General features: G+C 41.0%; 16 protein-coding genes. 10 read left to right on the top strand and 6 right to left on the bottom strand.

Annotation, left to right across the window (positions count from 1 at the left end):
- The first annotated feature begins 83 nt into the window (after window positions 1–83).
- Window positions 84–1,742, top strand: a complete 1,659-nt coding sequence (locus ACWPW6_RS18425; RefSeq protein WP_154624754.1) for an LTA synthase family protein — start codon at window positions 84–86, stop codon at window positions 1,740–1,742.
- A gap of 55 nt (window positions 1,743–1,797) precedes the next feature.
- On the opposite strand, the gene ACWPW6_RS18420 is transcribed toward ACWPW6_RS18425, so the two are convergent.
- Together ACWPW6_RS18420 and ACWPW6_RS18415 are read right to left on the bottom strand one after the other, a co-directional pair.
- Entirely contained in the window at window positions 1,798–2,226 is a 429-nt protein-coding gene (locus ACWPW6_RS18420; protein ID WP_154624755.1) for a TOBE domain-containing protein, read from the bottom strand.
- Between the two features lie 123 nt (window positions 2,227–2,349).
- Entirely contained in the window at window positions 2,350–3,090 is a 741-nt protein-coding gene (locus tag ACWPW6_RS18415) for a GntR family transcriptional regulator (protein ID WP_154624756.1), read from the bottom strand.
- Window positions 3,091–3,261: 171 nt separating this feature from the next.
- Here ACWPW6_RS18415 and ACWPW6_RS18410 point away from each other — a divergent pair, with 171 nt between their 5' ends.
- The 6 genes from ACWPW6_RS18410 (at window position 3,262) to ACWPW6_RS18385 (ending at window position 9,878) form a co-directional block, all read left to right on the top strand.
- Window positions 3,262–4,272 carry an ADP-ribosylglycohydrolase family protein gene (locus ACWPW6_RS18410; RefSeq protein ID WP_154624757.1) on the top strand — a complete coding sequence of 337 codons (1,011 nt, stop codon included), beginning with the start codon at window positions 3,262–3,264 and terminating at the stop codon, window positions 4,270–4,272.
- A gap of 10 nt (window positions 4,273–4,282) precedes the next feature.
- A complete protein-coding gene (locus ACWPW6_RS18405) occupies window positions 4,283–5,692 on the top strand; it encodes a purine-cytosine permease family protein (RefSeq protein WP_154624758.1) in 1,410 nt (469 codons plus the stop codon).
- Window positions 5,692–6,624, top strand: coding sequence for a PfkB family carbohydrate kinase (locus tag ACWPW6_RS18400; RefSeq protein ID WP_249999540.1), 933 nt, complete (start codon window positions 5,692–5,694; stop codon window positions 6,622–6,624). The genes ACWPW6_RS18405 and ACWPW6_RS18400 overlap by 1 nt, the downstream gene beginning before the upstream one ends.
- A 132-nt stretch (window positions 6,625–6,756) precedes the next feature.
- The gene (locus tag ACWPW6_RS18395) at window positions 6,757–7,758 is read left to right on the top strand and encodes an NAD-dependent epimerase (protein WP_154624760.1); all 1,002 of its coding nucleotides are present in this window, start codon (window positions 6,757–6,759) and stop codon (window positions 7,756–7,758) included.
- Between the two features lie 59 nt (window positions 7,759–7,817).
- On the top strand, window positions 7,818–8,984 hold the full coding sequence (locus ACWPW6_RS18390; RefSeq protein WP_163863421.1) for a nucleotide sugar dehydrogenase: 1,167 nt from the start codon (window positions 7,818–7,820) through the stop codon (window positions 8,982–8,984).
- Between the two features lie 189 nt (window positions 8,985–9,173).
- Entirely contained in the window at window positions 9,174–9,878 is a 705-nt protein-coding gene (locus ACWPW6_RS18385) for a lipopolysaccharide core heptose(II) kinase RfaY (RefSeq protein WP_154625027.1), read from the top strand.
- A gap of 40 nt (window positions 9,879–9,918) precedes the next feature.
- On the opposite strand, the gene thiM is transcribed toward ACWPW6_RS18385, so the two are convergent.
- Both thiM and ACWPW6_RS18375 read right to left on the bottom strand, forming a co-directional pair.
- Window positions 9,919–10,686: a hydroxyethylthiazole kinase gene (gene thiM / locus ACWPW6_RS18380; RefSeq protein ID WP_247047134.1), complete on the bottom strand. Its 768-nt coding sequence runs from the start codon at window positions 10,684–10,686 to the stop codon at window positions 9,919–9,921.
- A 42-nt stretch (window positions 10,687–10,728) separates the two neighbouring features.
- Entirely contained in the window at window positions 10,729–11,931 is a 1,203-nt protein-coding gene (locus tag ACWPW6_RS18375) for an ROK family protein (RefSeq protein WP_249999538.1), read from the bottom strand.
- A 188-nt stretch (window positions 11,932–12,119) separates the two neighbouring features.
- Here ACWPW6_RS18375 and ACWPW6_RS18370 point away from each other — a divergent pair, with 188 nt between their 5' ends.
- The 3 genes from ACWPW6_RS18370 (at window position 12,120) to ACWPW6_RS18360 (ending at window position 15,256) form a co-directional block, all read left to right on the top strand.
- Entirely contained in the window at window positions 12,120–12,938 is an 819-nt protein-coding gene (locus ACWPW6_RS18370) for a purine-nucleoside phosphorylase (protein WP_154625024.1), read from the top strand.
- Between the two features lie 54 nt (window positions 12,939–12,992).
- A complete protein-coding gene (locus tag ACWPW6_RS18365) occupies window positions 12,993–13,895 on the top strand; it encodes an EamA family transporter (RefSeq protein ID WP_249999536.1) in 903 nt (300 codons plus the stop codon).
- 113 nt (window positions 13,896–14,008) lie between these two features.
- Entirely contained in the window at window positions 14,009–15,256 is a 1,248-nt protein-coding gene (locus ACWPW6_RS18360; RefSeq protein ID WP_154625022.1) for a nucleoside permease, read from the top strand.
- A gap of 230 nt (window positions 15,257–15,486) precedes the next feature.
- Here ACWPW6_RS18360 and ACWPW6_RS18355 read toward each other — a convergent pair whose 3' ends face one another.
- Together ACWPW6_RS18355 and ACWPW6_RS18350 are read right to left on the bottom strand one after the other, a co-directional pair.
- Window positions 15,487–16,617, bottom strand: a complete 1,131-nt coding sequence (locus ACWPW6_RS18355; RefSeq protein WP_154625021.1) for an ABC transporter substrate-binding protein — start codon at window positions 16,615–16,617, stop codon at window positions 15,487–15,489.
- Between the two features lie 316 nt (window positions 16,618–16,933).
- Complete coding sequence (locus ACWPW6_RS18350; protein ID WP_249999534.1) at window positions 16,934–17,725, bottom strand: glycosyltransferase family 32 protein; 792 nt, start codon at window positions 17,723–17,725, stop codon at window positions 16,934–16,936.
- Window positions 17,726–17,729: the final 4 nt, after the last annotated feature.

Below are 17,729 nucleotides of genomic sequence, written 5' to 3'. Positions count from 1 at the left end.
AATTAGTTAGAATAGCCAGTCAATTCGTGGCGGTCTCTGCCTATTGAAGGCCGTCGGTACTCACATATTTTGTGGTAAGCTCGATGAAAAAAAGCGTATTTTCTGCCATTTATCTCACACTGATTTTAATTGCCTCCCTTTTCCTTGTTTTTGAAAAAAGTGGTGTGATTTACCCAGCATTGATTTCGATCAGTGTTTACGCCGTGATCTTTGGGGGACTCTATTTTCTTTCTGCAAGATGGCTATTTTCGGCGGTTGTCACGAGTACGCTATTTATTATTATTAAATTCCTTAACCAACTCAAAGTCCATTATTATAAAGAACAGTTATTTTATTCCGATATCAGTGTCATGACAGACACCTCAAATATCGGAACATTGGCTCATTATTGGTTGGCTGGTGTTGCGTTGATTGGCTTATTGATCTTATTCGTGGTGAATGCAGTACTGAGCTGGCGTTTATTATCGCCTAAACGATCATTTGTGTGGCGTTTATTGGCGATTGTTCTCGGCATTGGTGGATATTTTGGGGCCAGTTTTGCAGCGTCTCACTATTACACGCAATGGACTGAAACCTTGCCTAAGGGGAAGGGCACAGTAACCAATTTAGTTATGTCGGCAAAAAATTCGAGCTATCACTCGCCACAAGTGAAAGGTTCATCCGATTATTTTTTACAAAGAGCAGCTTCTGTCACATTGCCTGTTTCTGCAACCACAGAAAAACCAGACATTTTATTATTGTTACAAGAATCGACAGTCAATCCAAACATCTATCGATTACCTGATGGAACACAGTTGCCAAATCTATTTATGTTCCAACAAGATAACGAATTGATCGCACATAGTCATATGCGTGTACAAACGTTTGGTGGGGGGACTTGGCTATCTGAGTTTGCGGCACTAACAGGGCTAAACAGTGATGATTTCGGTTCACAGAAAAGTGGTGTTTTCTATTTTATTGTCGACCATCTCAACAATAGTTTATTTAAAGAGATGAAAGCGAATGGTTATTATACGGTTGTTTTAACACCTTTTAACCGTGGAGCTTACCATTCTGGCCATGCATACCAGACGCTGGGTGTAGATAGAATTATTCAACCTCAAGAGTTAGGTTATCCTGGAAAATTACAAGATAACTTATGGACGATCAGCACTGAGGATATGCTGAAATACGCCAAGGAAATTTTAGCGAAAGAAACGGATAAACCGGTATTTATTTTTTCGCTAACGATGTATGAACACGGTCCTTATAAAGATAGTCACAGTGATGATTATGGCTTAAAAGGTAAAGTGAAAAATGCAGATTCAGCGGGCGAATTTAGCCATTATATGGAGAAAATTGTTGCTTCAGATAATGCGATCCGCGATTTTGTTGACTTTATGGCGAAACGAGAAAGGCCACTCATGTTTTTGTATTTTGGTGATCATCAACCGGGTATTAGCTTGAATCAATATCAATCTGATTATGCTAACCCTGCGTTTATCACCCAATTTACGTTACGTGATAATTTAAAATCAGGTAATAGCATCCAAACAGGTAAGCTAACCGATATCGCCTTCCTTGGCGGTATCTTATTAGAACGTGCAAATCTAAAGATTTCGCCATTCTATGAAGCGAATATTAAAATGCGCCATTTGTGTGATGGTAAGTTGGATGATTGTGAAGACAAACAATTATTAGAAAGTTATCACCACTATATCTATCAAACATTACAAGTTGCTAATAAAAAAGCGGAAGAATAAGGTTAATCAATATATCGCGGAGTTTTACTCCGCGATATATTCTCTGTACTGTGGATTAGCGGCGTGTTGCAAGGATTACGCTTGATGCTTTGACCAATGCAGTGATATCGACACCTTTCGTTAATGCCATGTCTTGCAGACTTTCATTGGTAATGATCGCGGTGAGTTCAACACCTTTATTTGTCACTAGGTGAACTGTACTGTTCACAGCCCCTTCAATAATATTACTGACTTTACCGTTAAATTGATTACGTGCTGAAAATAGTAAACCGCAATCCGGTTTTGCGAGTACCACCCACGGGGCTTTAATAATGGCAACGGCTTCTTTGCCGACAGCTAAACCTAATGCTTTGCAGCTTTCGCATGTAATGACAGTTGTTAGCTCTTCACCATTTCCCAATGACAAAACAACCTCATTGTTAACCGCCCCTTCTTTTATTGCGCTAACTGTACCGACTAATTGATTTCGAGCAGAAACTTGCATGATTTACCTCATTCCATTTAATAATAAAAAATCACTCTTCATAGAATAAATGTAAAAGGTGAAGTTAGCTAAAATATGCGCCACGTTCGTGCCTAAGATCACGCCATTCAGATTAATAAGGTACTAGGGGGAATTAAACTCGAGTTCGTAAATATCGCCACGACAGATAATTTCACTGTACTCAATAATTCTGCCAGCTTGAATAGAGCTAGTTTGTCTCACGAGTAAGAGAGGTGCCCCTACCGTCGTGTTTAACCAATTGGCGTACTCTTCATTACAGCTGATAGCTTTGACTTTATGCTGGACACGGCTAAAGTTAATGCCTTGGCTACCCCATAATGCATAAAGGGAGTCGGTGAGTTTTTCCGGTTCAGGGAGGTATTGAGCTGGAATATAGTTATTTTCAAAAGAGACAGGCTGCCCATTTGCGATGCGGATACGCCTCAATTGTGCTATTGGACTATTAACAGGTAAACCTAATTTAGCGGCAATATCCGCGGTAGCCTCAGTTAAGGTGCGAAGTAACCACTGAGTGGTCACCGTTCCTCCCGCTTTAATGACTTGAGAAGTAAAGCCACTTTCATGGGATAGTGAATAGCCTAAATATTTGGCGACTTGTGTTCCCACTCCTTGTTGGCGGATCACCGTTCCTTTCTTTTCCAGAGCCTGCATTGTTTTACTGATTGTCACTCGAGAGAGCTTTAACTGTTGGGCAAGGTAACGCTCCGCAGGAAGATAATCCCCAGCATCGACGATTTTATGTTCAATAGCGGACTCAATCGCATGCTGTAGCTGACGGTACAAAGGTGTCGTTGAGTTCACATCTAGCTGATTTTTTATCCATTCAAGAAAGCGGGCTTGCATTATATTTTTCCATAAAGCTTTCAACAAATTAAGTTTATAACAGACTTTAATATATTCATAATATCATCTAATGGACTTATATTGGCATTATTTTTTCACTGATTGGACTGGTATTGGACTTAATTGCTGCTAATATAATTAATGTTGTTAAGGAAAGTATTGGGAGCAAAAATGGGGCGTAAACCCGACATTCAATCAGCGATTCTTGGATGTTTATATGGTCAGGCGACGGGGGATGCCATGGGCATGCCATCTGAGCTATGGCGACAAGATCGTGTTCAACAGTTTTTCGGCTGGATAGATAATTTTTTGCCAGGGCCAGACGAAAATGTTGCGGCGATTGGGTTTCGTGCCGGTGAAGTGACTGATGATACTCATCAAGCAATTGCGTTAATGGATGCAATTATTACTTGTAATGGTCAGGTAGAGCCGAAGGTGGTGGCACAAAATATTTTAGCGTGGGCGGGACGCATTAATGCTTTCGATAAGAATATTTTTGGACCGACTTCAAAACAATCTCTATTAGCTATTCAAGCAGGCATACCCATTAATGAAATTGTATCAAATGGGGTCACTAATGGTGCGGCAATGCGGATAGCGCCTGTGGGCTGCGTTGCTTCAACTGCGGATCGCAATCAATTTATAAAAACCGTTGAAGCGGCTTGTATTCCGACACATAAGTCGGATATTGCGATTGCAGGTGCCTGTGTCATTGCTTGGGCAATTAGTCGAGCCATTGAGCAAACATCTTGGTCTCAAATAAAAAAAGAACTTCCAATACTTGCCGAAGAGGTTCAGCAGTTGTATGCCTCAACGTTTAGCCCTTCTTTAGGACAGCGAATCTCACTGGCTTTTCAGAAGGCGAACGCGCTACAGAACTGCTCTCCTCAGACAACACTAAAAGAGCTGTACGATTTTATCGGAGCCGGTATGGACACGATAGAATCTATTCCCTGCGCTCTGGCCATAGTCGAGCTAACAAATGGTGATCCTGTCATGTGTGCGAAGTATTGTGCCAACCTGGGGGGAGACACGGACACCATTGGTGCTATGGCCGGAGCGATTTCGGGAGCTCTGTCAGGTATTGAAGCTTTTCCTGAAGAATGGATTGCATTGATTAATAATTCTAATAATATAGATTTCTATCCCTACGCAAAAATACTCAGTACCTTACGCCATTAAGGAGAGTGGAATGAGTGCATTACCTGACACTCCGCAAAAAAATGAAGCTTGGAAAATTGAAAACACGGGTATTGATATCGTTCCCGAACATGAGCGAACAGCTACCCCTCTGGAACTCTTCTGGATTTGGTCCGCCGCGAATATCGGTATACTAGGTATCGTTTATGGCGCGATTATTGTTTCCTTCCGACTCTCCTTCTTTCAATCTCTACTCGCCACCATTATTGGTATAGCCAGTTTCGCGCTGGTGGGCTATATCAGTTTATCAGGGCAGAAAGGCCGCACCTCTACGCTGACGCTGTCGCGCACGATTTTTGGTAAAACAGGTAACATCGCTCCCACATTTTTTAGCTGGATAACACTGATGGGTTGGGAATCCATCAATATGATCACGGGTACGTTGACACTAAAAGCCCTATTTCAAGTAGTTGGATTCAGTGACTCCGTCGCATTAACCGTGGTTTGCATGGTGTTATTTGGTGGATTGGCAATTACGATTAGCTTACTCGGCCAAGCGACCGTCGTTGTGATGCAAAGTTGGATCACGCGTATTTTTGGTACTATGACCTTAATCGCTGCGCTGTATATTATTTGGCAAACAGACTGGAATGCTGTTTTATCAATGCCTTCTGGTAGTTGGTTGACGGGTTTTTTACCCGCGGTATCCATTATTGCCGCTGGAACAGGCATTGGCTGGGGGATAGCGGGAGCAGATTATAGCCGCTACCAAAGTGAACGGTCATCAAAATCCTCTATTTTCAATGCGGTGACCTTTGGGGCCACATTACCGCTATTTATTTTATTATTTACGGGTATTTTGCTTTCTGCTCGTTTGCCTGAATTAGCCTCAGCGGAAAACCCAATTGCATTGATAGGTTCTGAATTACCGAGTTGGATGTCGATCCCTTACTTATTAACGGCGACAGCTGGGATTATCACTATTGCCGTACTCAGCCTCTACTCTGCAAGCCTGAATTTATTAACTATCGGTGTCAAAATTCGCCAAGTTTATGCCGTTGCATTAGATGCTATTTTAGTCATGGGAGTGGCAATTTATATCCTATTTATTTCAGGAGAGTTTATTAACTCATTTATTGCTTTCCTTTTGTTTTGCGGGGTGTTTTTAGCCTCATGGGAAGCGGTGTTTATGCTGGATTATGCCGTACTACGGAGCCGAAAGGGCTATGCGTTCGAGCAACTGTTTGGGCAATCTAACGCTGGAATCCGTTGGATCCCGCTGTTATGTTGGTTACTCGGTGCACTGGCGGGCCTATTAGTCAGTGATAATGAGTTTATTAAAGGGCCATGGGCGACCGGTATTTTCGAGGGTTCTAGCTTATCTATCCTTCTTTCATTCGTATTAAGCTTTGTACTTTACGGCTTATATCTACTGTTTAGTCGTTCAGCGGAGAAGGTTTAATGCGCACTGTTATTGTGATTGGTGCAGCAGCGGGTGATTGTGTATTGAGTATCGCGAGAATGCCCCGTCGCGGTGAAGATATTGCCGCTCGCGACCATGGATGGCAGATTGGTGGGTGTGCCTTTAATGTCCTGCGTGCTTTAAGCCGTCTACAAATCCCCTTGGTGAATGGTATCCGAGTAGGCAAGGGGCAATGGGGAGAGCGTGTTCGCCACGTATTATCGGAACTGGGTGTAAAGCCTATTTTGACGAGTGATACGCAAGATAATGGCTGGTGTTTCGCCCTCACTGAACCTGATGGCGAAAGGACATTTATTTCAATTCCTGGCTGTGAAGAAGAGTGGAATAGAGCTGAACTACAAGCTCTTCCACTACCTACAGAGGGTATCATCTATGCCAGCGGTTATGAATTAGGTTGCCAACAAGGCGAAGCGTTGCAGGAATGGCTGCTCCATGATTGCCCCACACAAACGATTGTTTTGGACTTAGGGCCACGGCTTGCGGCTCTCCCCCGTGATTTTATCGCCCAATTACCTGCCAATAGAACTATTTTGACAGTCAATCGCGATGAGGCCCGTTTTCTTTGCGGAGACGGTGACTTAATACAACTTGCGGTGGAGTATGCCAACCATAACGGCATCACGTTAATTGTTCGTTTAGATAGTCAAGGGGCATGGTTGTGTCAGCCACATAAACAACCCCAGTTTGTACCCGCGTATCAAGTTTCTGTTGTTGATACGATAGGCGCTGGCGATGCACATACCGCTGGAGTATTAGCTGGATTATCTCACGGGTTGTCATTGAAAGAGTGTGTTGACCTTGGGAACCATGTTGCCGCGATTGTGGTGAGTCAGCAAGGCCCAGCTGGCGCTCCAACAATAACGGAAATACAGCAATCCAATCTGAAAAAAGTCATGCCAGAAACGTCTTAATTGTTCTTCAGCGCATTTTTATTTACTGGCAAATAAAACCATTGCTACATTTATAGGTCTTATACTCTAAATTACCATTGAATGGTTCGTCTCGAACTATTGAGTACGGCTTAACGCTAGAAGAACATTAATATGAAATACTTAGTTACTGGCAGTGCAGGTTTTATTGGCTTTAGACTATGTCAGCGTTTATTAGATAGTGGGCATGAAGTTGTCGGTATCGACAACATGAACGCTTATTACGATCAGGGGCTGAAACAATCCCGTCTACATATTCTTGAACACTATCCTCATTTTCGTTTTATCCCACTTGATATTACCGATCGAGAAAAAGTGGTTGTACTTTGTACGCAAGAAGATTTTGACCGTGTGATCCACCTTGCCGCTCAAGCTGGCGTTCGTTATTCACTGCAAAATCCCTTTGCGTATGCAGACAGTAATCTCAATGGCCATTTGGCGATCCTTGAAGGATGCCGACAGGCAAACGTCAAACACCTAGTGTATGCCTCGTCTAGCTCCGTGTATGGTATAAGCAATCAAACACCATTCAGTACTGATATGCCGACCGACCATCCGGTTTCCCTGTATGCAGCAACGAAGAAAGCCAATGAGTTAATGGCTCACTCCTACTCTCATCTTTACCAGTTGCCAACGACCGGTTTACGTTTTTTCACGGTGTATGGCCCATGGGGTCGTCCAGACATGGCGTTATTTAAATTTACTAAAGCCATTTTAGCTGGTGAACCCATTGATGTTTATAATAACGGCAATCTCAGTCGTGATTTCACTTTTATTGATGATATCGTGGAAGGGGTTATCCGTATTTCCGATATAATCCCACAAGCAGACCCAGAAAATGGTTCTCTTTCTCCTGCACAGAGTCGCGCCCCATACCGGTTATACAATATTGGTAATGGGCAACCGGTTCAGTTAACGGATTTTATTGCCGCACTGGAAAAATCCTTAGGCAAAAAAGCGATCAAAAACTTTTTACCTATGCAGGCTGGGGATGTGTATACCACTTGGGCGGATACCGAAGACTTATTTAAGGTGACGGGATATCGTCCACAAGTTTCTATTGAACAGGGTGTACAAGCGTTTGTTGATTGGTATCAGTCATACTATCGCCTGTAACTTATGATATTGATGAAGGATACCCTGTAATCTACTAAGATGGATTTGAGAGGTCAGTTTTGAAAATAGCAATTGCGGGTACAGGCTATGTGGGTCTGTCTAATGCCATGTTACTGTCACAACACCATGAAGTGGTGGCAGTCGATATCATTGCCGAAAAAGTGGCGATGCTGAATAATAAACAGTCACCAATTATTGATGCTGAAATCGAGCAGTTTCTACGGGAAAAAACACTCAATTTCCGTGCCACGCAAGACATCGTTGAAGCCTATACTGGCGCCCAGTACGTGATTGTGGCAACACCGACAGATTATGACCCAAAAACCAACTACTTTAATACTAAATCGGTTGAGTCGGTCATTCATGACGTGCAGAAAATTAACCCCGATGCCACGATTATCGTCAAATCCACTATTCCTGTCGGTTTCACCGAGCGTTTACGTGAAGAGTTCGGCTACACCAATGTCATTTTCTCGCCTGAGTTTTTACGCGAAGGTCGCGCACTTTGGGATAACCTGCACCCTTCTCGTATTGTGGTGGGCGAGCGCTCTGAGCGTGCGGAAACTTTTGCGAACTTATTGCTCGAAGGTGCCATCAAAAAAGACGTTCCTGTGCTGTTTACCGATGGCACGGAAGCCGAAGCGATTAAACTGTTTGCAAACACCTATTTGGCGATGCGCGTCGCTTATTTCAATGAATTAGATACCTATGCAGAAAGCCGTGGTTTGAACGCACGACAAATCATTGAAGGGGTGTCATTAGACCCGCGTATCGGTAGCCACTACAACAACCCCTCTTTCGGTTACGGCGGGTATTGTCTCCCTAAAGACACCAAACAGTTGTTGGCAAACTACGATGATGTGCCGAATAACCTGATTAACGCCATTGTGGAGTCTAACCGCACACGTAAAGACTTTATTTCCGATGCGATTATTGCCAAAGCGCCACGTAAAGTGGGGGTATACCGTTTGGTGATGAAGGCAGGCTCTGATAATTTCCGTGCCTCTGCGGTGCAGGGCGTGATGAAACGTATTAAGGCCAAAGGTATCGAAGTGATTGTGTATGAGCCAGTGCTAAAAGAAGATGAGTTCTTCCGCTCGAAAGTCTATCGTGACCTTGAGGCCTTTAAAGCGGACAGCGACATTATTTTGGCTAACCGGATGGTACCTGAAATCGAAGATGTGGCGGATAAAGTGTATACTCGTGATCTTTTTGGTAACGATTAAACTAAGATCCCTTCCAATATATTGCTTCTATCACTAGCCAGTTATCACGCTGGCTAGTTGACTATTTTTTGTCATTTTACTGCCTAGTTTAATTGAATCACTCGAGTAATCTGCAATAATCGCTAAGAAATAAATATCACTAATTGTTAGCATCAGCTTTTAATAGCGGGTAGGGCTGAGTGGCGGGCGATGAATAAAATAATAAAGACACAAAAAAATGGATATCAAGTATACCAAAAAGAAAGTGAGATTGATTATTGGCAAGTTATTGATGATTATATTCAAGGAAAAATTATCGGTAAAAATCTCAATAGTGGAAATATGGAGCGTAGCGTCGCTCGTATTAATATTGATGGAAAAAACTACATTATTAAATGCGAAAAAGAGCGTGATAGTCGTTTAGAAAAACGTATTATGCGTATGATGTACGGCCCTTATTTTTCTCGCTTACTTGTTCGTTTAGTTCAAGCACAAAACCAAGGTTGTACCATCACCAATGATATTTATTTTGTGGCAGAGAAAATGCGATGCCGAGAATCGATTGAAACTTGGATTATTGCCGAATATGTTGAGGGAACGGTACTCTCTGAAATTAACGATATCACCCCTTATTATTCTGAAATAGCAGCATTAATTAGCCAACTGCACGCCTATAATTTATCATCAAATGATATTCATGCCGGTAATTTGGTACTGACTGAGCATGGTCTGAAAATTATTGATTTATCAGATTTTGGTAACCTCGCGATTTGCAAAGCGAATGATTTAATCGCATTAAAACGGTTTTATGGTATCGAACCAGATAAAAAGAGTTTTATGTACCGATTCATTATGTTGCGAAATAATATTCGCCATTGGTCACGTAAAATTCGCGGTAAGAAAACACGTTTATAAAGGAAAGCCATCACAAAATTATTAATGATGGCTAGTTATTCTACTGTGATAAGGCATCAAGAAATTCAGGAATAAAGCTGCCCGTTCCTCGGCAATTTCTCTTCGCAATTTCACCAGCTTGTTTCATGATGGCGCAGGTATTTGCAATATTAAGTAATCGGTCACCAGGTAGGGCACAAGCTGCGGTAACAGCGGCCGATAGCCCGCAACCCGTGCCAACCACACGGGTCATTATGGGGTGTCCGCCTGTTATCGCAATCGTTCTGTGACCGTCAGTGACATAGTCAACCTCGCCACTTATCACAATCATGGTGTTGACTTCACGAGCAAGAGCTTGAGCTGCGGGTAAGGCATCATTGGGGGTATTTAATGAATCGACCCCGCGCCCACCTTGACTCGATCCCGCCAATGCCATGATTTCGGAAGCATTACCGCGAATGGCTGTGGGGTTTAGCTTCAACAGTTCTCGACAAAACTGAGTTCGAAACTGAAGAGCACCCACCGCAACAGGATCTAAAACCCATGGTTTCTGGGCGTGTCGAGCGCTATAAACGGCTAAACGCATTGCAGACTGGCGATCAGAAGTTAAGGTTCCCACGTTAATCAACACACCATCAGCAATCGCCGCAAATTGTTCTGCTTCTTCAGGCTCAATAACCATGGCCGGTGAACACCCTATCGCTAATAAAATATTGGCGGTAAAGGTTTGTACAACATCATTAGTCATACAATGGATCAATGGAGAGTGCACAGTAAATAACTGTTTAGTCTTTGAAATTTGAGTTTCTGAAACAGTTTCAAATTGCATTTTTTTCTCCTCTCCTCGTCTACATAAACTAACGGCTATGATTTAGTCAGATAAATAATTTTCCAATACCATCCCTCCAGCCCCTTGTGCTACCACCTCATATGAGTCATTTGCTGGAAAAATACGTGTTTTAATATGTGGGAATGCGGACATTTTTTCTTCTATCGATTTCTTTGTCATCGCAAAAAAATGATTTTTGGGTGTCAGTGTTCCACCACACACTACAACATCAGGCTGTAATGTCAAAATAGCATTTGCTAGCGCTAGGCCGTAATAATAGGCAGCTTCTTCTAACACATCCAAACACAACTGATCATCCATGGCGAGAGCTTGAAAAATAGTATGGTAATTAATTTCTGCTTCAGTACTAACCAGTTTATTTATTACTGAAGATTTTCCTAAGCGAATTTGCTGAATAATGCGTGTTTTTATCGCTGATAATGAGCTGTATTGTTTCAAACAACCATATGAGCCACATTCACATCGCTGGCCCCGAATATCAATGGTGATATGACCGAAAGCTTGAGCGGTGCTAATTGATGCAGGCGCAAATGTATTATTAATGACGGTACAACTTCGTATATCTGTATCACAGGTTGTAAATAAAAAGCGTTGGCTTTTTGAATGATAGCGTAACCGATATTCGGCAAGTGCAGCGAAAGTAATGCCGCTGCCTAGCGTGACAAAGCAGGGAACTCTGTCATTAATATAACTGAATAAGTCAGTAATTCTTGCATCATACTGACTAAAGTCGACCTTATCGCGTTCTAATATATGGTCAATGGCAATGCCGATACCCAATATTTTTTCTGTGGTGAGTTGATGCTCAGATAATAACTGTTCAACTTTTATTAATAGGTTATCCAGCATCTTTTCCGCTGTTTCTAATTGCTCATTTTTTATTTTGAGCATGCCTAAAATATCTAATTTTAAGTTGAGTAATAGAATCGTTGAATAGAGATCACTCATCTCAATACCGACAACATAGCCATCATCAGAGTTAATGCTGTACAGTATTGGCTTACGTCCACCCGTTGACTCGCCAAGCTCTGACGTAGAAATCAATTGGCTTTTACTCAACTCATCAAGCAGTCTTGCACAAGTTGCAGGTTTCATACTCGCCAGTGATGATAACTCTTCCGCTCTAATCGGCCCATGATTCAAAATTAATCGATAAAGCATTTTCAGCTTACGAGTTTTGGAATTCTTAGAGGTGCGAAATTCATTCAATAATGTCAGTAACAAGTCATCACCCTTTTCTTATCAAGAGATACCGCGTCAAAGATTAGCAGATTTGCTCAGAAAGTACTGCTCTTTGGTCGATATCATAGCGAGAATCTTTTTCTTAAAATGAGATTAAGATCGCTGTACAGTTTTTAAATTGCTTTATCATCCCCCTTATTCATCCTTTTGGTACTATTTCGGAGATTTCCATGCATAACACCAATGATATTTTAGAAAGCTTACGCTTCATTGAGACTCACACCGACATTAAACCAACCGTTGGTATCATTTTAGGGTCAGGTCTAGGTCCATTCGCAGATACATTAGAAAACGCGGTTCATATCCCTTATAGCGAAATCCCCCATTTTGCAAAATCTGAGGCTGTTGGCCACGCGAATGAATTGGTGATCGGAACTATCGCGGGTAAAAATGTGGTCGCGATGAAAGGCCGTTTCCACTATTACGAAGGTTTTTCTCTCGACCAAGTGACCTTTCCTGTGCGATTGATGAAAGCACTCGGGGTAGAAAAACTGATCATTACTAACGCATGTGGTGCAGTGAATACCGACTTTAACCCTGGCGACCTGATGGTGATTACTGACCATATTAACCTCACCGCAAATAACCCATTGATTGGGCCAAATAACCCTGAATTAGGTGTCCGTTTCTTGGATGTCAGTGAAGTTTATAACAAAGAACTACGTCAAATAATTTTGGATGTTGCTAAAGAACAAGGGGTTTCCGTGCGTCAAGGCGTTTACGCGTGGTGGACTGGCCCAACGTATGAAACACCTGCTGAAATCCGCATGATTAGAACGTTAGGCGCTGATGCTGTTGGTATGTCAACGGTACCTGAAGCGCTGGTGGCCCATCATTCACAAATTAAAACGGTTGGTATTTCCTGCTTAACGAATATGGCTTGCGGTATTTTGGAACAGCCTCTGAGCCATGATGAAGTGATCGAAACGGCTGAAAAAGTGAAAGCCACCTTCTTGCAATTAGTCACTGGCGTGATTGCTCGCTTCTAACTTATTCTCAAAATAATATAAAGAATGTCATAGAAACAAGTAGGTAGGTATTCAATGAAATTAAAGGGGCTAGTTTTAGTTTCGCTTGGCGCTTGTAGCTATGGCATTTTATCAACATTGGTTGTATTGGCTTATCAGGCTGGATTCTCTTTAAATGATGTGATTGGTAGCCAAACTGTTTTAGGTGCGGCATTACTTTGGGTGTTTGTGTTAGCTGGATCAGCGATGAGAAAAAAAACGCTAAACTGGCCAACAGGAAAGCAAGCAACATTAATGTTATTGACGGGAACCACTACTGGGTTAACGGGACTACTCTATTACGCCTCATTACAGTATTTATCACCGGCATTGGGGGTTGTGCTATTTTTGCAGTTCACTTGGATGGGAGTCGCGATTAATTCTATTGTGACTCGCCGAATGCCTACCGTCATGACGATCTTATCAGTACTCTTTATCTTAGTTGGAACCTTACTAGCGACAGGGCTACTGAACAGTTCGAGTGTGCAATTCCACTGGTTAGGTATTGTATTTGGCTTATGTGCAGCGCTATCAAATGCAGTACGTGTTTATGTCAGTGGCGCGCTTGCTGTAAAAACTGAACCAATGATGCGTTCAGCCATTATGGTAACAGGAGGGGCTATTTTGACCTCGATTGTTGTGCCTCCAACCTTTTTATTAGACTTCACCACATTTAACTCCTTGTTTTTCTCTTACGGATTACCATTGGCCTTTTTTGGTTCTTTCTTTGGGATGTGGATGTTTGCTAAAGGCACTCCATTGATTGGAACGAGCTTAGCGACAATAGTCAGTTCAATGCAATTGCCTGTAACCATCATATTGTCTGTAACTGTATTACATCTACCTCTTGAGTTCATTCAGTTTGTCGGTGTCGCCATTATCTTATTTGGTGTCGCAATTGCTGAAGTGAAAATAAAAACAAATAAACAAACACGTTAAACAATTCGGGGTTACAGCTGAGTCGATAATTGCGCTGTGATGAGCGTAACTGAGTGAAATAACTATGCTATCACTTGAAGTATTGACGAATATAACTCCAAACGGAGATTGATATGAATATTAAAACCCGTCTAAAAACCATGTTATTCCTACAATATTTTGTCTGGGGAAGTTGGTTAGTCACGCTAGGTGCCTACATGATGAAAACACTGAATTTCTCTGGCGCTGAAGTTGGAATGGTTTATAGTTCGAAAGGGATTGCTGCTATTTTAATGCCGGGTATTATCGGAATTATTGCAGATAAATATATCCCTGCTAATCGGTTATATATGATTTGTCATATTATCTGTGCTGGTTCGTTATTCTACGCCGCCAGCGTAACAGACTCTACATTGATGTTCTGGGTAATGCTGATTAATGCGATGGCATTTATGCCAACGATTGCATTATCCAACTCAATTAGTTACTCCTCATTAAGCCAATTTCATCTAGATTCAGTGACAAATTTTCCGCCTATTCGAGTATTTGGCACGGTAGGTTTTATTATCGCTATGTGGAGTATTAGTCTATTAAAATTTGAATTAAGTAGCATGCAACTCTATATTGCGGGTAGCTGTTCATTGTTGTTGGCGCTATATTCTTTGACTTTGCCGCATATTGCCGTTAACAAAAAAGCTATTTCTACTAGTTGGGTTAGTAAGTTAGGTCTTGATGCATTAGTGTTATTCAAAAAACCGATAATGGCGGTTTTCTTTTTATTCGCAATGTTACTGGGGGCTGTTTTACAAATCACTAATACATTTGGTAGCCCATTCTTACACGACTTTGCTCGTGACCCATTGTACCAAGATAGTTTAATCGTTCAGTATCCTGCTATCTTATTATCCGTTTCACAAATGGCAGAAGTTGTGTTTATTTTAGCCATTCCATTCTTTTTAAAACGCTATGGCATCAAAACAGTCATGTTATTGAGCATGTTAGCTTGGACATTAAGATTTGGTTTTTTTGCTTTTGGCGATCCATCCGCAATTGGTTTAATGTTCCTGATTTTATCCATGATCGTATATGGATGTGCTTTTGATTTCTTTAATATTTCTGGCTCCATTTTCATTGAAAAAGAAGTTGATCATCGAATGAGAGCAAGCGCTCAGGGATTATTTATGACCATGGTGAATGGCGTTGGCGCTTATTTTGGTGCGATATTAAGTGGACTCGTGGTTGATTACTTTAGTGTGGATGGCGTTAAAGATTGGCAGACGATTTGGCTTGTTTTTTCATCGTATACCGTTGTGCTTGCTATTATTTTCTATTTCACTTTTCACTATCATCATGTGAGGGAAGGTGAAGTCAAAGCTGATTGAGATTAAATTTCATGGGATCTGGTGATGTGAGTATCACCAGATTTTTTGAAAAATTATCTATTAACATACTCATTATTAGCTAACGATTGCTTGAGCTGTAATTATACTCCTCGTATTGAATTGGTTTTGAATGGGTATCAGCTTAAGTGGAGAAGGCTTAAGGTGTAGATGCGATTTCAGTCGATTAAAGTCATCATGATAGCCCTCATACTCTGAGGGCTATTAATTTATTATTGTGCGGCTTGAGACCCCCAAAGTGCATCAGCAATAGGGATTGTTGTAAATGTTTTAATAATTTGATTATACGTTTCTTCAGGCTTAAGTGATGTAAATTGTTCGGGATAGATAAATTTTGCAAGATATTCCATACCGACAATATTATAAGGATGGTTATAGAAGTTATGGTAGACGCCATATAACCGATTATTTTTAACGGCACTAATTTGGCTAAAACCCGTTCTATTTTTTAGTCGTTCAAAACCACGTTGGTTTTCTTCTTTTGTCACGCCATAACCAAAGGGAGCAGCAATATTGTTTTTATTAACCCAACGAGAGCCGGTGACGATATAAACGTCAGGCGTTGTTGTAATGACTTGTTCTAAAGAGACAGTGCCAGAAGCACCCGGTAAAAATTGACTGCCAATATTATCGGCGCCAATTGCTTGCACTAAACCACCCCAACCGGCGTTATTATGGGTAAAACAGCAGCTATCGCTACCATTTGCTCCTGCCTTGGCTTCAATAAAAACACGCGGCTTATTCTGGATTTTTGCCGTTGCTTGTTGGATGTCTGATAAGCGAGCTTGATAAAAGTCAGTATATTCTTTGGCTTCTTTTTCTTTATTTAACACCAATCCAAGCATGTCGATGCTCGTGGTTGTATTTTCGATTGGGTGCAAAAAAGTATCGATATATAGAATAGGAATATTAGCATCTTTCAAACGGCTAACAACACCAGAGCCTTCTAATGCAGGTTTTGCACGTAACTGCGCAATCAGGAGGTCGGGTTTTTGAGCAATTACCACTTCAGTGTTAACTTCACCTTTGTCATTGAATCCCATATCGGGAATTTTCTGTAGATCGGATTGCCATTTTTTTGCCAGTAATTCTACCGTCTGAGGGTCCGTTTTTTGTAGATTATTATTCCATGCGACGAGGCGATTAAACGGATTCTCTCTATCAAGCAAAGCCAGCGTTAAAATATCTCGACCATCTTGCAATACAACTCGTTTCGGTTCTTGTTGTAACGTAATTTTTTGGCCATCGGTATCGGTCACTGTAACGGGATAGGTCGTTGCTAAGGCCGAGGATGAGCATAAGGTTACGAATGTTATTGATAGCAGGTGATTAATTATCTTCATATTTAGACCCTTTTTGATTGAGCCTTGATAATAACAATTATCATTATCAATTTTAAGTATTCTAAGCCAATCGCTGATAGTTTTTATTTACCTATCGGTGAGTTGCTGTTTTTAACAATAAATTCAATGCATTAAAAGTTTAATCATTTGAGTAAATCCTACAGAAAAAGAAAAGAGGGTATTTAATCTGCGAATATAACGGCGGTTAGAAGGGCAAAAATGGAGAGAGACAAAACTTAGGTTAAGTAGGGAAAGAAATCATGTTTAATCTTGATACACTCGAAAAAACTAAGTGTATCAAGTAGTAATCGCGTGTTTACTTATTTCTTGAGATCAAAACATAAGAGACAATTTTTGAAAAGTTAATTTTTAATAAGATTTTTTCACTATCGCTTAATGGATAATCACCTTGATCTCTAGACTTTTTAAATCGACTAATAATAAATTTATTAAGAATTTTTAATTTATCTTTTCTTTTATGTGACGGTAGCCAAGAGCCGCTGAAGTGGTGAATAGAATAGTTAATCTTATTATATTCAGGACTGCAAAAATAATAAGATGGATAAATGACTACCCCTTCTGCTAGATGGGATTCTTGGCTTCCATCGTAGGGGGGATTAAGGCCAAATTCACTAGAGAAATAGCGGCTAATTTTGAATGTATTGGGTTCTAAAACAAGTTCTCCATTGACTTCAAAATTCAGATTGTCATAATCAGAAAGTAGCCCTTTTATGACTGATGAGCCTTTTACAGAACCCATAGCAGCTGTAATAGGTAGATACTTACCATCATATTGTTCATACCCGCTAAAAAAACTAAGGTTCAAAAAACGGTCAAAACTTTGTGTTACTTCTACATCACTATCAAGATAGATCCCTCCGTAATTATAGAGAGCATAAAGCCTTATATAGTCAGAAGCAAAGGCCCATTTTTTATTTTTTATTGCTTCGGTAACATAGGTGTTATTTATTTCGTCTAGGCAGTCATTTCCCCATTCCATAATCTCATAATCAGGAAGGTGTTTTTTCCAAGTATCAATACAATCTAACACAAATTGAGGTTTAGGGTTATTACCAACCCAAACATAGTGTATTATTTTAGGTATCAAAATG

The sequence above is a fragment of the Providencia sp. Marseille-Q8014 genome, from assembly GCF_965112055.1.
This window is presented reverse-complemented; position numbering and strand designations above follow the sequence as displayed.

What these genes read in the sequence shown, in the direction of transcription:
- ACWPW6_RS18395 (WP_154624760.1), top strand. Translation starts at nt 6,757, where the DNA reads ATGAAATACTTAGTTACTGGCAGTGCAGGTTTTATTGGCTTTAGACTA.
- ACWPW6_RS18370 (WP_154625024.1), top strand. Translation starts at nt 12,120, where the DNA reads ATGCATAACACCAATGATATTTTAGAAAGCTTACGCTTCATTGAGACT.
- ACWPW6_RS18420 (WP_154624755.1), bottom strand. Translation starts at nt 2,226, where the DNA reads ATGCAAGTTTCTGCTCGAAATCAATTAGTCGGTACAGTTAGCGCAATA.
- ACWPW6_RS18425 (WP_154624754.1), top strand. Translation starts at nt 84, where the DNA reads ATGAAAAAAAGCGTATTTTCTGCCATTTATCTCACACTGATTTTAATT.
- thiM (WP_247047134.1), bottom strand. Translation starts at nt 10,686, where the DNA reads ATGCAATTTGAAACTGTTTCAGAAACTCAAATTTCAAAGACTAAACAG.
- ACWPW6_RS18365 (WP_249999536.1), top strand. Translation starts at nt 12,993, where the DNA reads ATGAAATTAAAGGGGCTAGTTTTAGTTTCGCTTGGCGCTTGTAGCTAT.
- ACWPW6_RS18385 (WP_154625027.1), top strand. Translation starts at nt 9,174, where the DNA reads ATGAATAAAATAATAAAGACACAAAAAAATGGATATCAAGTATACCAA.
- ACWPW6_RS18405 (WP_154624758.1), top strand. Translation starts at nt 4,283, where the DNA reads ATGAGTGCATTACCTGACACTCCGCAAAAAAATGAAGCTTGGAAAATT.
- ACWPW6_RS18415 (WP_154624756.1), bottom strand. Translation starts at nt 3,090, where the DNA reads ATGCAAGCCCGCTTTCTTGAATGGATAAAAAATCAGCTAGATGTGAAC.
- ACWPW6_RS18360 (WP_154625022.1), top strand. Translation starts at nt 14,009, where the DNA reads ATGAATATTAAAACCCGTCTAAAAACCATGTTATTCCTACAATATTTT.
- ACWPW6_RS18410 (WP_154624757.1), top strand. Translation starts at nt 3,262, where the DNA reads ATGGGGCGTAAACCCGACATTCAATCAGCGATTCTTGGATGTTTATAT.
- ACWPW6_RS18400 (WP_249999540.1), top strand. Translation starts at nt 5,692, where the DNA reads ATGCGCACTGTTATTGTGATTGGTGCAGCAGCGGGTGATTGTGTATTG.
- ACWPW6_RS18355 (WP_154625021.1), bottom strand. Translation starts at nt 16,617, where the DNA reads ATGAAGATAATTAATCACCTGCTATCAATAACATTCGTAACCTTATGC.